At 71.3% G+C, this 2,433-nt stretch carries 4 protein-coding genes; 2 read left to right on the forward strand and 2 right to left on the reverse strand.

Features of this window, described 5'->3' with window-relative positions; translation table 11 throughout:
• A partial coding sequence (locus VF468_11555; GenBank protein ID HEX5878939.1) for a carboxypeptidase-like regulatory domain-containing protein occupies positions 1-377 on the forward strand: 377 nt, incomplete at its 5' end.
• A gap of 81 nt (positions 378-458) precedes the next feature.
• Here VF468_11555 and VF468_11560 read toward each other — a convergent pair.
• Positions 459-713 (reverse strand): DUF4242 domain-containing protein, encoded by a 255-nt coding sequence (locus VF468_11560; protein ID HEX5878940.1) that lies wholly within the window; start codon positions 711-713, stop codon positions 459-461.
• A gap of 45 nt (positions 714-758) precedes the next feature.
• Here VF468_11560 and VF468_11565 point away from each other — a divergent pair, with 45 nt between their 5' ends.
• Entirely contained in the window at positions 759-1,823 is a 1,065-nt protein-coding gene (locus VF468_11565) for an AraC family transcriptional regulator (GenBank protein HEX5878941.1), read from the forward strand.
• Here the strand turns inward: VF468_11565 and VF468_11570 are convergent.
• A partial coding sequence (locus VF468_11570; protein HEX5878942.1) for a DUF222 domain-containing protein occupies positions 1,801-2,433 on the reverse strand: 633 nt, incomplete at its 5' end. The genes VF468_11565 and VF468_11570 overlap by 23 nt on opposite strands.

Raw genomic sequence — 2,433 nt, forward strand, 5'->3', positions numbered from 1 at the left:
TGTCGGCGGACGTCGACCAGCCGGGTGCGTACTCCGCCGAGATCGGTGCCAGCACCGATACGCCGTACCCCGTGGCCGAGGTGCCGGTGTCGATGGACGTCACTGCACCGAGGTCGTGGGGCAAGCTAGTCGGCACGGTCACCTCAGCGGACGGTGACCCACTGGAGGGCGCCATCGTGCAGCTGAACGGTGGCCGCGGGTACAGCGCGACGCTGGTCACCGAGGACGACGGTACGTACGCGTACTGGGTCGACTCGAGGTTCAGCCCACTCCGGCTGGTCGTCTCGCTCGAGGGCTACGTGCCCGAGTCGGCGACGGCCCGTCTCAAGGCTGGACAGACGGTCAGGAGGGACTTCTCTCTCGACCCGCTCCCGTAGCGCGCGCCCACTAGGAGGTGACACACGTGAGGCCCGTCCCGCAAGGGGCGGGCCTCACGCCGCTGGGTCGACATCGGGCGCCTAGCGTCCCTCCACGACCTCGATCAGCTGGTCGGCGACCAGGCCGTGCGACTCGCGGTGCACGGTGGCCGCGGCCTCGGGGTCGGGTGCCTCGACGAGGCAGAAGATCTTGCCGTCCGCCTCCGAGACCCAGTAGCTCCGGTACTCGACGCCGTGTTGTTCCTGGATCTTCAGGTCCATCTCATGTGCACCGGCGACGTCGGCAGCGGTCGTCCCGGTCGGAATGTTCTCGTGGATGTCCATGTACAAAGGCATTGCGGGCTCCTTCTGCTCGCTACGGTCTGTGTCACGATCAGTGTCATGTCGTGGCGACCGGCCGGCCATGACTCGGGCACCGGCGTACCTGACCCGGACCCCGCGCCGGCCTTGTCCGCCGCGCTCGACCGGCTGCGGTTGAGCGGCGCGATCTTCCTGCGCGGCGAGTACACCGAGGGGTGGGCCTATGAGTCCATTCCCGCGAAGGACGCGGCCGCGATCCTGGCTCCCGGCTCGGAGCGCGTCGTCCTCTTCCACGTCGTGGCCGAGGGCCGGTGTTGGATCACGGTCGGCGGCGGGGAGGTCCTGTGGGCCGACAGCGGCGACGTGATCGTCCTGCCGTACGGCGACACCCACCAGATGGGCGGCACGAACGACGCGGCCACGGTGCCCGTCGCGACGCTCATCGACAACCCACCCTGGGCCGAGATGCCGGTGATCCGCCACGGTGAGGGCGGAGCCGCCACCCACCTCGTGTGCGGGTACCTGAACTCGGACGACCCGCTCTTCGACCCCACACTGAGGGCGCTGCCACCGGTGTTCGTGGTGAGCCCGCCGTCGGGCGCGGCGCGGTTGTTCGTCCGCGCCAGCGTGGACTATGCGGTGCAGCAGACCGCGCAGGTGGCCGCGGACCGGTTCGAGGTGCCGACCCACGTCCCGGAGCTGCTGGTACGAGAGGTGCTCAAGCTGCACCTGGCCAGCGCGCCGGCCGCCGAGAGCGGTTGGCTGGGCGCCTTGCAGGACCCGGTGATCGCCCCCGCAGTCGCGTGCATGCACACCCGGCCCGACCGCAAGTGGACGGTCGCCGAGCTGGCCGAGGCCACCAACGTGTCGGTGTCGGTCCTCGACGAGCGTTTCCGCACCGTTCTCGGCCTGCCGCCGATCCGCTACCTCACCGGCTGGCGGATGCACGTCGCCCGCGACCTCCTCGGGAGCACCGACCTGGGGGTCGCCGCGGTGGCTCGACGCGTCGGCTACGAGTCAGAGGAGGCATTCAGCCGCGCGTTCAAGCGAGCCCACGGCCAGGCGCCGAGCCGCTGGCGCAGGGGAGCGGTCGTCGAGTCGGCCCCCGAGGGCGTTGGTCGGCCTACGTCCTCCGGTGGAAGGTGAGATCCCCGCCTGGTTGCCGGTGGGGGTTGTAGCGGGGGTCGTGGGCGCGGTGGTGGTGCCAGGAGCAGAGCAGGAGGCCGTCGGCGAGGTCGGTGGCGCCGCCGGCGGCCCAGGGCACTCCGGCGTGGTGTGCTTCGCACCAGGCGGCGGGGATCTCGCAGCCCTCGGCGCGGCAGTGGACGTCGCGGACCGCCATCGCCTTGCGCTGGGCCGGGCTGAACAGCCGACGCTTGCGGCCCAGGTCGAGGACCTCGGAGTCCCCGCCCAGCACGGCCGGGATCAGGTGCGCGGTGCACGCGAGTCGGCGGGCTTCGGCGGCGGTGATCGGCTGGTCGCCGACCAGCGCCACCCCGATCCCGGACAGCAGGGCCTGGAGGTCGAGGGTGATGATCACGGTGGTGGCGTCCCCGCCGTGCAGCGGCATCCGGTGCGGGTCGACCGACTCCAAGAACGCGGTGAAGGCGTGGCCCAGCTGCTGGTCGTAGGGCCGCCGGTCGGTGACAGATTCGCCGTTGGCGGGGGTGCGGCGGGGGCTCGTGAACGCCTCCAGGTATGTGAACAGCCGGCCCGCGGCGGCATCGGAGATCCGGATCCGCAGGTCGGTGGTGCC

This window comes from Actinomycetota bacterium (assembly GCA_036280995.1).
GTDB lineage: Bacteria > Actinomycetota > CALGFH01 > CALGFH01 > CALGFH01 > CALGFH01.